Source organism: Nitrincola sp. (assembly GCF_048264025.1).
GTDB lineage: Bacteria > Pseudomonadota > Gammaproteobacteria > Pseudomonadales > Balneatricaceae > Nitrincola.
Window position 1 is genome coordinate 96,037 of the sequence record NZ_JBLXDN010000001.1, and the last position, 11,497, is coordinate 107,533.

General features: G+C 50.6%; 10 protein-coding genes. 6 read left to right on the forward strand and 4 right to left on the reverse strand.

Annotated features, from left to right (window positions below):
- Positions 1-19: 19 nt before the first annotated feature.
- Positions 20-592: a glutathione S-transferase family protein gene (locus ACN0R1_RS00460; protein WP_417578810.1), complete on the reverse strand. Its 573-nt coding sequence runs from the start codon at positions 590-592 to the stop codon at positions 20-22.
- Positions 593-807: 215 nt separating this feature from the next.
- On the opposite strand from ACN0R1_RS00460, the gene ACN0R1_RS00465 reads away from it, so the two are divergent.
- On the forward strand, positions 808-1,758 hold the full coding sequence (locus tag ACN0R1_RS00465; RefSeq protein ID WP_417578812.1) for a DMT family transporter: 951 nt from the start codon (positions 808-810) through the stop codon (positions 1,756-1,758).
- A gap of 7 nt (positions 1,759-1,765) precedes the next feature.
- On the opposite strand, the gene ACN0R1_RS00470 is transcribed toward ACN0R1_RS00465, so the two are convergent.
- Genes ACN0R1_RS00470 through ACN0R1_RS00480 form a run of 3 tightly spaced genes read right to left on the reverse strand, consistent with a single transcriptional unit; the run spans position 1,766 to position 6,044 of the window.
- On the reverse strand, positions 1,766-2,509 hold the full coding sequence (locus ACN0R1_RS00470; protein ID WP_417578814.1) for a 3'-5' exonuclease: 744 nt from the start codon (positions 2,507-2,509) through the stop codon (positions 1,766-1,768).
- Between the two features lie 13 nt (positions 2,510-2,522).
- Positions 2,523-4,391 carry a putative nucleotidyltransferase substrate binding domain-containing protein gene (locus ACN0R1_RS00475; protein WP_417578816.1) on the reverse strand — a complete coding sequence of 623 codons (1,869 nt, stop codon included), beginning with the start codon at positions 4,389-4,391 and terminating at the stop codon, positions 2,523-2,525.
- Positions 4,392-4,409: 18 nt separating this feature from the next.
- Complete coding sequence (locus ACN0R1_RS00480; RefSeq protein ID WP_417578818.1) at positions 4,410-6,044, reverse strand: BCCT family transporter; 1,635 nt, start codon at positions 6,042-6,044, stop codon at positions 4,410-4,412.
- Positions 6,045-6,305: 261 nt separating this feature from the next.
- Between ACN0R1_RS00480 and ACN0R1_RS00485 the strand changes: the two genes are divergently transcribed.
- The 5 genes from ACN0R1_RS00485 to ACN0R1_RS00505 are packed head-to-tail and all read left to right on the forward strand — an operon-like array spanning position 6,306 to position 11,497.
- Entirely contained in the window at positions 6,306-8,729 is a 2,424-nt protein-coding gene (locus tag ACN0R1_RS00485) for a putative monovalent cation/H+ antiporter subunit A (protein ID WP_417578820.1), read from the forward strand.
- 1 nt (position 8,730) lies between these two features.
- Entirely contained in the window at positions 8,731-9,162 is a 432-nt protein-coding gene (locus ACN0R1_RS00490; RefSeq protein ID WP_417578822.1) for a Na+/H+ antiporter subunit B, read from the forward strand.
- Between the two features lie 15 nt (positions 9,163-9,177).
- Positions 9,178-9,525, forward strand: coding sequence for a Na+/H+ antiporter subunit C (locus tag ACN0R1_RS00495; protein WP_417578824.1), 348 nt, complete (start codon positions 9,178-9,180; stop codon positions 9,523-9,525).
- On the forward strand, positions 9,522-11,027 hold the full coding sequence (locus ACN0R1_RS00500) for a Na+/H+ antiporter subunit D (protein ID WP_417578826.1): 1,506 nt from the start codon (positions 9,522-9,524) through the stop codon (positions 11,025-11,027). Before ACN0R1_RS00495 ends, ACN0R1_RS00500 begins: the two co-directional genes overlap by 4 nt.
- On the forward strand, positions 11,024-11,497 hold the full coding sequence (locus ACN0R1_RS00505) for a Na+/H+ antiporter subunit E (RefSeq protein ID WP_417578828.1): 474 nt from the start codon (positions 11,024-11,026) through the stop codon (positions 11,495-11,497). Before ACN0R1_RS00500 ends, ACN0R1_RS00505 begins: the two co-directional genes overlap by 4 nt.

Here is an 11,497-nt window from a genome sequence, read left to right on the forward strand (position 1 = left end):
AATCCATTGTGTGCAAACATCAGGCGCGTGGATCTGTATCCTGCAAAATTTCACGTGCTGCATGACGCTGATGGAACGCCTGTAAATCAGGGTAAGCTGAAAAATCATTCAGGCCTCGGAACATCAACCAGTCGACCAGACAATACAGACAGATAGCGGGGAAGTGCCAGTATTCAAACGCACCCAGCTTGGCTTGTTCATTCAGCACACTGAGTGTCGAAGCGATACGTTCGTGTTGCAGGTTGAAAAACAGTGCGTCTTGTTCAATATCAATACCGGAGCGTGACAGCTGAAACAACTCAATATAAGAATCATTGGCAGCATTGATCAAGGTGATAGCATTTTCATCGTCTATAGTTGTAACTTCCTTACCCAGCTTATGGTTCAGATAGTTGTAAATTACCCGTGAATCAAACACCGCCTGCCAGTCATCTACCAACATCGGCACTTTTAAAGCCGGATTGATCTGCTTCAGCGTAACACGACCTTCCGGGCTGTAAATATCAATATTCACAAACTCATGAGGCACATCTTCTAACCAAACTCTTAGACGGCGAACATAGGGCGATGTAGTTGATCCGTATAGCTTCATGACAGGTATCCTGTAGTTGTAACTAGTAGTGTAACCCGTGTTGTAACTAGGTCTGACATCAGCTTAGATGCAAATGACCACTGCTGACAATACCTCGGCCGGTCAATGCTTGAATTCTGTTGTGAGAATCTATACACCTTGTTTGCCTGCAGGCACTGGATTATTGTTTTCATTCAGCTAAGATACTGTTTTACATAGATGACCTGGAGTAAAACATGGCTCAACGCCCGATGCTTCAATGGGTGCTGTTGGTCGCACTGGCGATTATCTGGGGCAGCTCATTTGCCCTGACCAGCCTGATCGTACGGGAACTGAGTCCAGCGTCGACGGTGTTTCTACGCAATCTGCTAGCCTGCTTACTACTCTTCCCCGCGGCCCTGATATTACGCCGCCCGTTAGCACGAGGTACTCGGTTGTGGTTATTTATGCTGGCGATGGCTCTGATCGGCAATGCCTTGCCCTTTACTCTGATTAGTTGGGGGCAACAGCGAATAGACAGTGGACTGGCTGGTATTCTGATGGCGGTGATGCCGTTGGCTACGGCCATACTGGCGCATTTTTTCTTACCGGACGAGCCCCTAAGCCGTCATAAACTGATTGGCTTCTTCATCGGCTTTTGCGGAATCCTAGTATTACTGGGCCCGAGCAGCATCGATTCTGTGAGCCTAAGTGGTGAAGCGCTGCTGGCTCAATTAGCCGTACTCCTGGCCGCCGTCTGCTACGGCTTGAACACCATCATTGCCCGGCGCAAACCTGCCAGTGATCCCTGGAGTACCTCAGCATCTGTGTTGTTAATGGCTGCCTGCATGATCTGGCCCTTGGCCACCTTCACTCAGGGCTTTAGTAATCTGGACCATCTAACCGGTCTGCCTGGCCTGAATAATATTGGCGATTTTTCACAGCAGACCCTGCTGGCCATTGCCCTGCTCGGCTTCATCTGTACCGGTATAGCGACGGTCATCTACCTGAAACTGGTCACCCTGGCAGGGCCCAGCTTTGTGTCACTGATCAACTACCTGATTCCTGTCTGGGCGGTATTGGTAGGTGTCAGCTTTATGAATGAGACCCCCCGCTGGAATCACCTGGTGGCTTTATTGATGATTCTGGGGGGCATTGCCGTATCACAACGTCGTCAGCTGAAAACAGCGTTGAAAATTGATGGCTAAGCCAATCTTATTTCCATAGCTCACTGATAGGCGTTTGCGGACTGAAGCGATAAGCCACCTGGGCCATCAGCAATTCCGCCGTTGCCAGGGCATCCGTGAGCGCATGATGTTGATGGTAATAGGGTAAATTGTAGCGACTACGGCTATCGACCAGGCGTATGGACTCCAGCTCCACACCTCTGAGTTTTTGCCACAGGCTGAGGGGCTTGGCACGGTGAACTCGAGCTTCCAACTCCAGGGTGTCCACGACCGGGAATAATATACCCTCGTGCAGACGTTTCTCCAGCGCTGCATTCAAAAACGGACGCTCAATCCCTCGATGATGAACAACTACAATACGCCCTTCAAGTGCTTTCAGCAGGTACTCAAGTACCCGCATCAGATCGGGTGCGGCCTGAATATCGGAATGGGTAATACCGTGTATCACCACAGAATCCTTAACCAGCGGTGTTCTTGGCCGCACAATCCAGTGCTTGGCACCGGCACAATGGATACGCTTCAGATCAAAGGGCACTAACCCTATGCTGACAATACCATCACGCTGCGGATCAAAACCGGTAGTTTCGAAATCCACCGCCACAAACGGCACCTCACTCAATGGCGTAGAGGGTGCTACAACTCCTGCATTGTAAAAGGCTTTCAGGCGCTCATCTTGAACCACGTCGGCTTTCTGGCCATAAAATGCGCTCCAATCCGGAGAGCTATCCCTGTCAGCAACGTTTTTTTTGGCTGTAGACCCAAGATAGAACAAGATTCACCTCAACTCAACGGCTCGCTTGATAGCGAAATTTCATGAATTTCTGCGCATTACTGAGTATCTGGAAGGCGTCTTTCAGGTTTTTACGTTCAAAGTCTGACAGGGCTTCAGGGGCAATATTGTTGTCAGGGTCCTCACCATTTTGAATTGACAGGGCTTGATGACGGATGCGTACCATGGAAATAAACTCCAGCGCATCACGTAGATCCTGCCCACGTCCACGCGGCAAACTATCAGTCTTAATTATATCGTCCAGGCGTTCAAACGAATTACGTGCCGTTGATCCACTTGCTAATGCATGCACACGCACCAGATCAGCCAAGGGAGCCGTGCCGCGTCGTTTCATGTTAATGGTGTTATTTTGTCGGCCATCCTTTTCCATAACGAAATCTTTGAAGAAACCAAGTGGTGGCGTGCGATTCAACGCATTGCGCGACATACAGGCAAGAAAGCGAGGACTGCGCTGGGCTTTACGCACTATCATGTCGTTGAGCTGATCCGCCCAGGTGGTTTTACCCCAGACGCCATCCAGATCAAAGAAAATCGAACTGTGCAGCAGTCCCTCAGCACTTGGATTATCTATCCAATTATTGAAATAGTCGACCCATACCTGTCTCGGTTGCCGCCACTGGGTATTAGTCGCCATGATTTTACCGGTGCAATAGGTATAACCACAGGCGTCTAAACCATCGCTGACAAATTCAGCCAGGGATTTAAAGTAACTGTCATGCTGCTGCGGGTTAAAGGCATCATCCAGAATCATGGCATTATCCTGATCCGTAACAATCAGCATTTCATCTCGTGCCATGGAACCCAGGGCTAAAAAACAATAAGGCACCGGTGGTGGGCCGAATTTCTCTTCACCCAACTCCAGCAAGCGCTGTTTGAAGCTGCGCCCGATCACTGCCATGGCACTGCCGACCATATGTGAATTAGCATCCTCATTGACCATACGCACAAAGCAAGCGCGCACATCAGGTACCAGAGCTTTCAATTCTTCCAGTGTTTGCTGGCGGAAAATACTGCTGACAACAAACAAGCTGTTCTGCGATTCATAACGAATGATGTCGGAAATGGCAATCACACCGATGGGTTGATTGCGTTGCATGACCGGTAAGTGATGTAAGTTGTAACGCAGCATGGTCAGCATGGCTTCAAAGACGTATTGATTCGCTTCGATGCTGATCAATGTTTCCGTCATGATATCGGCTACAGGGGTTGCGTAATCCAGACCGGCAGCAACTACACGGGTCCTTAGGTCCCGGTCTGTAATAATGCCAGCCATAGGTGACCCGCTGACCTGATTATCCGAATGCATAATCAGTAGAGATGAAATCGACTCTTCAGTCATTTTCTGTGCCGCCTGCTGCACCGTCACCTCAGAGGTCATCATTACGGGTTCACGGCTGATCAGTGCCGAGACGCGTGACGTCATCAACTCATTGGCATCTTCACGCCGGGACACCGCCTGACGCAAGCGTGTGCGATCCTCTATCTCGACCGCATCTGCGAACTGTTCAAATTGTTCAAACAGTTGGGTAAACACGGCTTCCGGCACAAAATAGATCAGCGTATCTTCCAGTGCTTTGGCTGGAAAACGGATTTTTTTGTTGCGCATTAAGCCAAACTCACCAAAAAAACCGCCTTCCGATAAGCGATTATAAAGATCGCCATTTCGCCGAAACACTTCAACTGCACCCGAGCGAATCACATGCAGGGCATCTACTTCCTGACCAAATTCCAGGATTTGGGTTCCGGCTTTAAAGTAGCCAATCTCAATCTGACTAGCAACCCAAGAGAGAGTCTCTTCAGGCAACTCTCCGAAAGGGGGAAATCGCCGGATAAAATCCAGAACTTCGATCGGTTCAACCTGCATGCTTGGCTCTCTTATTGATTAACCAACTCGCGGTTCGGATGCCAACCCCTTCAGGGTGGCCACACACGCAACCAGCAACACGATAGTGAAGGGGAAACCGGTGGAGACAGCCATGGCCTGCAGTGCAACCAACCCGCCGCCTAACAGCAAGGCCACCGCAATCAAGCCCTCAAAAGTACACCAAAACACCCGCTGAGGCGTCGGCGCATTCACCTTACCGCCAGCAGCAATGGTATCAATAACCAGGGAGCCCGAGTCGGACGAGGTCACGAAGAACACCACCACCAGAATAATGGCTATGAACGAGGTGATCTGAGCCAAAGGCAAAACATCCAGCATACTGAACAGCTGCAAGGGTAGTGCTGCATCGGCTGCACCTGTATAGCCACCAACAAACTGACTGATCGCGGTACCACCGAATACGGTCATCCAAAGAACACAGGCCGCGGATGGGATCAGCAACACCGATATCATAAATTCACGCACAGTTCGACCACGAGAGACGCGTGCGATAAACATACCGACAAAAGGTGACCAGGAGATCCACCAGGCCCAATAGAAGGCCGTCCAGCCAGACGCAAAGTTAGAATCCTCACGCCCTATAGGGTTTGACAGTGCCGGTAAGTGCTGGAAATAAGCGGCAAGATTGGCAAAAAAACCAGTCAGAATAGCCAGGGTTGGCCCCACCAGAATAACAAACAGCATCAACAACAAAGCCAGTGTCATATTGATTTCTGACAGGCGCTTAACCCCAGCCTCCAGCCCCGCCACAACTGACAGCAATGCAATCAGGGTGATACCAAAAATCAACAGTACCTGGGTTGTAGTCCCTTGCGGTAAATCAAATAGATAATTCAGTCCTGCCGCCGCCTGAGAGGCACCAAATCCCAAGGATGTTGCCAGACCGAACAGAGTCGCAAATACAGCCAATATATCAATAATATGACCAGGCCAGCCCCATATACGCTCACCCAGCAAAGGATAGAAGACTGAACGCATGGTCAGAGGCAACCCTTTATTGAATGAAAACAGTGCTAAACCCAACGCAATCACGGCATAGATAGCCCAGGGGTGCAATCCCCAGTGGTAAATAGTAGCCGCCATCGCCAAACGCTCAGCCCCCAGAGCATCACCCGCCGCGGCACCCAGCGGTGCCCAGTCAGTACGCACCCCATTCTCCATGACTGTACCGCCCATAGAGGACGCAAAGTGCGATAGAGGTTCAGATACACCGAAAAACATCAGTCCGATACCCATGCCTGCTGCAAAAAGCATGGAAAACCAACCCAGATAGCTGAAATCAGGTTTAGCTTCAGTGCCTCCCAGACGCACCTTCCCCATAGGGGACACAATCAGAAACAAGCAGATCAGCACAAAGATATTGCCCGCACTGATAAAGAACCAGTCCAGGTTAGATGTGAGCCAGTTACGCAGACCGTTGAAACTCGGCTCCAATTGGCTCTGAAACGCCAAGGTCAATATAACGAACGCTATGACAGTGAGTCCTGAAATCATAAACACACGGTTATGAATATCCAGACCAAACGGGCCAATCTGAAGTTCGATATTATCCTGGCCGATCTGATAGTCCGTATCGATGGGGTTAACTTCACCATCGGGTATCATCGGGTCTTTCGAATCATGCTCACTCATGATGACAAAGCTCCATTGGGTTTAAAGCGGGTTAAAACAGCTTTTTACCCTAGCAGCTATACCCCTTGTTTTCCAGGCAGCATGCGTCATCTACCGCTGGTTTTACGACATATACCCACTGATAAATGCCGTGTACTAAATATGATTAAGTCTTTACGAGGCCCTCTACTTATGTATTATGTTAGTGATAATTTTATAAGAAAGTGACCTGCTTAACGGCAAGGACACGTACAAACGACCGGAGTCATAACAGGATATATTATGCAACTAAGCATATTGGTTATTTACCTTCTGGCCGCACTAACACCCTGGCTGTACAGTAAACACAAGGCCCGCACCAGTAATCTGCTGGCACTGGTTCCAGCTGCACTGACCCTGTGGTTTGCTTCACATATTCCACTCATCGCTAGCGGAGAAATCCTGGTGCATGAGTATGCCTGGATTCCCGGTCTGGATATCTCTCTGACGATGGTACTGGACGGCCTGTCACTGATGTTTGCCCTGTTGATCTGTGGCATAGGCACCTTTATCGTTCTGTACGCTGGCAGTTATCTTAAAGGGCATGAGTCACTGGCCCGCTTCTTAGTGATACTCCTGGCCTTTATGGCTTCCATGCTCGGTCTGGTACTTGCGGATAACTTAATCACCCTGTTTGTATTCTGGGAACTGACCAGTATTACCTCCTACCTGCTGATCGGCTTTAATCACCAGAGTGCCGAAGCTCGCAAGGCGGCTCTGCAGGGCTTAATTGTCACAGTCGCAGGCGGCCTGGCACTGTTGGCCGGCCTTGTCATGCTGGCAGGCGCAGGTGGCAGTTACTCTTTACAAGAAATATTCAACGGCTCTGAAGTACTGACCGAACATCCGCTCTATATCGGCATGATGATCTGCCTGTTGCTAGGGGCTTTTACCAAGTCGGCGCAGTTCCCCTTCCACTTCTGGCTACCCAATGCCATGGCGGCGCCGACACCCGTCAGTGCTTACCTTCACTCGGCTACCATGGTAAAGGCAGGCATCTATTTGATGGCACGACTGCATCCGGAATTAGGAGGTACCGAATTCTGGATCACCACGCTGACCAGCGTTGGTGCTCTGACCATGCTGACCGGGGCCTTTATGGCGATTCGCAGCACTGACCTGAAAAAATTACTGGCGTACTCAACGGTGATGGCACTGGGAACGCTGACCTTACTGCTGGGACTAGGCACTGAGTTGGCGATGATCGCATTTGCCGCCTACCTGCTGGCACATTCACTCTACAAAGGTGCGCTGTTCATGCTCGCCGGTATTGTTGACCATGAAGCGGGCACGCGTGATGTCACCCAGTTGGGCGGCCTGAGAAAAGTGATGCCGATCACCGCCCTATGCACCCTGGTTGCGGCTTTATCTTTAGCAGGCCTGCCGCCACTGTTTGGCTTTGTTGCCAAGGAACTGTTACTCGAATCCCTGCTTGGTGGACCGGTAGGCATTGCTATAGTGCTGATGGTAATCACCTCATCCATACTGGTGGTTGCCGTAGCAGCGGTGATCGCACTGCGCCCCTTCTATGGTCGCTTTATTCCACAGGCGCGCACCATACATGAAGCTCCCAAATTAATGCTCGCTGGCCCAGTGGTGCTGACGATTCTGTCATTGGCATTCGGGCTCATGCCAGGGATTGCCGGCAGCTTCATTACCCTTCCAGCCTCGACCGCTGTCGCAGGGCAGCCGATTGAGGGCTACCTGGCGCTCTGGCACGGCTTAAACTTGCCGTTATTGCTCTCTATTGTCAGTCTGGCCGCAGGCTACTTCCTCTACCATCATTGGAATACCCTGCGCGACACCCTGGCCGTGCTCAACCCCATTATTCAGCGCGGTCCCGAAGCGGGCTATTTCCGCTTTATGCAGGGTATTGTTGTGGTTGCTGAATGGCAGACACGTCTGCTGCAAAACGGTTCAATGCGTAACTACCTGCGCACCATTCTGCTGAGCTTTATCGGTATTACCGGTTACACCCTGTTGTGGCGCTATGAACTCCACTGGAACTGGGATGTGAGCCTTTACCTCCATGAGGCCGTGGTTGTCATGATCTTGATTTCAGCCGCTATTGCAGCCTCTATCACCCATTCCCGACTCGGTGCCGTAGCCTCCATGGGTGCTGTAGGCTTTTGTGTTGCGCTCATCTTTATTCTGTTCAGTGCAACCGATCTGGGCATTACCCAGATCCTGGTGGAAACACTGACGGTCATCCTGCTGGTACTGGTGCTTTTCCGACTACCGGGTTTTTCCAATATTTCCACACCAGCCGAGCGCGGTCGAGATGCCTTCGTCGCGATTCTTACCGGCACCCTGATGACGCTGCTGATCATGATGACCATCGATGTTCAGTTGTTCCCATCGATTTCGGGTTACATGATCGAAAACAGCCAGCCACTGGCCTATGGACGCAATATCGTTAACGTAATTTTGGTGGATTACCGAGCGCTGGATACCCTGGGAGAGATATTTGTACTGGCGCTGGCCGCGCTGGGGGTTTATGCCATGATCAAGTTCCGCCCTGATACCCAACCCGGAGGCAATCATTACGCCGGCACCTTGATTCTGCCTCCCAAGCAGTTGCATGAAAAATATATTGTGCACTCATTGGATGAACTCAAAGCCCAGCAGGAAACACCTTCAGCCAGTACCAGGAAGGAGGAACACTAAGATGATGAAGCCAGGCACGCTGATACTACATGTTGCCGCACGCTTTCTGGTGCCATTACAACTGCTGTTTTCAGTCTTTCTGTTGTTACGCGGCCATAATGAGCCGGGCGGTGGTTTTATTGCCGGTCTGGTGGCATCTGGAGCATTTGCGCTCTACCTGTTTACCTTTGGTGCCGTTGTCACACGTGATTTGATGCGCGTAGATCCGCGCAATCTGATTGGATTTGGCCTGTTTTTGGCGATGTTTTCGATTTTTCCTGCCTGGTTCCAGGGTCAGGCTTTTCTGACATCGCAGTGGTGGCCTGTCACCCTGCCAGGGGGTACCGAGATTAAATTATCCACACCGCTGATCTTTGATGTTGGCGTTTACTTTACGGTATTTGGCTCAGTGATGCTGATGCTGATTGCCCTAACTGAAACTGAAGAGCGCTGATGCGCAGGAGATAACATGGAACCGGTAATGGCCATAGTTGTCGGCTGCCTGTACGCCGCCGCCATTTATATGATGCTAAGACGTAGCATCGTCAAACTGGTTATTGGCTTGATGTTACTGTCCAATGCCGCCAACCTGCTGATTTTCACGTCAGCCGGTATGACCCGGGGTGCACCACCCTTGATTCCGGTGGGTGCTATGCAGCCTGATGGCATCATTGCCGACCCTCTGCCACAGGCCTTGATACTGACGGCCATCGTTATAGCCTTTGGCGTACTGGCATTTTCGGTGGTACTCATCCACCGGGCTTATAGCATCATTCATACAGACAACCTGGATCAGATGAAGGATACCGATACGTGAGCCCTGAAGTCGCTCTGCCGATTATTATTCCATTAATGACAGGTACGCTAACACTGCTCGCCTGGCGCTCTAATATTGTCCAAAAAATTCTCTCCGTAGTGGGTAGTATCGCGCTACTGGCATCCAGTATCTGGTTACTGAGTAGCGTACTGGATCAGGGGCATGTGGTTATGTACATGGGCGGCTGGGTCGCCCCCTATGGCATCACACTGGTAGCGGACATGCTCAGTGCCATCATGGTGGTTTTAACCGGGATGATGGCCGTGGCTATTGCCGTTTACTCCCTGTCTTCAGCCTCCGCAAGCCATGAACGCTTTGGCTATTACCCGCTGATGCATTTGCTGCTGGCCGGTGTTGCTGGCTCTTTTCTGACCGGTGATATCTTCAACCTGTATGTCTGGTTTGAAGTGATGCTGGTGGCCTCTTTCGCACTACTGATCTTAGGTGGTGAGCGTGCTCAGATGGAGGGAGCGGTTAAATATGTCACCCTGAACCTGCTGTCTTCGGCGATTTTTCTCAGTGCAGTTGGCTTACTGTATGGCCTAGTCGGCACGCTGAATATGGCTGATATTGCGGTGAAACTCTCTCAGGCCGAAGATACCGGCATGGTGGATGTTATCGCGGTGATGTTTATGGTGGCATTTGGTATCAAGGCTGCCGCTTTCCCGCTGTTTTTCTGGCTACCAGCTTCCTACCATACCGGCCCTGTCGCAGTATCAGCACTGTTTGCCGGGCTGTTAACCAAAGTCGGGGTCTATGCGTTATTTCGGGTGTTTACGCTGATTTTCAACCAGAGCCCGGAATTTACCCATAATATTTTACTCTGGGTGGCTGCATTCACCATGCTCACAGGGGTACTGGGAGCGGCGGCACAATTTGAATTTCGGCGTATACTGTCATTCCATATTGTCAGCCAGATCGGCTATATGATTCTTGGGCTGGCACTCTATACACCGCTGGCCATCATTGGTGGGGTGTTTTACATCATGCACCATATCATTGTGAAAACGAATCTGTTCCTGATCAGCGGTATTGCACACCGCTTACTCGGTACCTATGATTTGAAAAAGCTCGGTGGTATTTATAAATCCCGCCCGGTCTTAAGCGTTTTATTTCTGGTACCGGCCCTTTCTCTGGCGGGTTTACCACCCCTTTCCGGTTTTTTTGCCAAATTTATTATCATACGTGCAGGCATTGAAGCTGAAGCCTGGGTGGTAACGGGTATCGCACTGTTAGTCGGTTTGTTGACCCTCTATTCCATGATTAAAATCTGGGCAGAAGTGTTCTGGAAAAAGTTACCTGAAGAAACCGATGGCAGTGGTTTGGATCAGGTCATGACCCCTTCACTCGCTGCGCTTTATCTGCCGGTCATTCTTCTGGCCGCCTGCACCCTGTTTATCGGCCTAAACGGCCAACCCATCTATCTGATGGCGGAAATGTCAGCACAACAGTTGCTGAATCCTACCGGCTACATTGAAGCGGTATTGGGGGTGAAACCATGATGGCCTTTATGTGGAACCTGCTGCTGGCACTCATCTGGGTGATGCTGACAGGTGATCTTAGTGGCATCAATCTGTTTGCTGGCCTGGTGGTGGGTTATATGGTACTTGGAATAATGCAACGCCAGATTCCACTGCTGCGCGGCTACACCAGTCGCTTGCCACGTCTGCTCCGCTTTATCTGCTTTTTCTTTAAAGAACTGATTATGGCAAACCTCAAAGTAGCTTTCGATATTGTGACGCCGATATGGCACATGAAACCCGGTGTGATTGCCATGCCACTAGAAGCACGAACAGAAATGGAGATCACCATGGTGGCTAATCTGATCTCACTCACACCCGGCACACTCAGCCTTGATGTCTCTGATGACCGCCGGGTACTGTTTATTCATGCGATGTTCCTTGACGATGAACAAGCGGTCCGTAACAGCCTCAAAGAGATGGAGCGCCGGGTTCTTGAGATCCTGCGTTAA